Origin of the sequence: Streptomyces sp. GbtcB7 (assembly GCF_019091445.1) — a bacterium.
Taxonomy (GTDB): domain Bacteria; phylum Actinomycetota; class Actinomycetes; order Streptomycetales; family Streptomycetaceae; genus Streptomyces; species Streptomyces mirabilis.
On record NZ_JAGXJM010000586.1, the window covers coordinates 1 to 239 of the forward strand.

At 70.3% G+C, this 239-nt stretch carries 1 protein-coding gene; it reads left to right on the forward strand.

Going from position 1 to position 239, the window contains the following annotated elements; translation table 11 throughout:
- The coding region (locus tag KVT44_RS56920; RefSeq protein WP_217577165.1) for a hypothetical protein at positions 1–239 on the forward strand (239 nt) is incomplete at both ends.

A 239-nucleotide genomic window follows, 5' to 3' on the forward strand; every position in this document is an offset into this window, starting at 1 on the left:
TCGTCGACACGCCGCAGCCCGACTACACCTACGACGTTCGTGCGCAGAACAAGGCGGGATGGGGCGATCGAAGCCCGCAGTCGGCGCCGCGCCGCGCCTTCACGCCGCCCGGCGCGCCGTCGAACGTCGCGGCGCGCGAGGGTGACAACCAGGTCGTCGTGCAGTGGGAGCCCGGCGCGTCCAACGGCGCGAACACGAACGAGATCCAGTACCAGTACAGCGTGAACGGCAACGGCTGG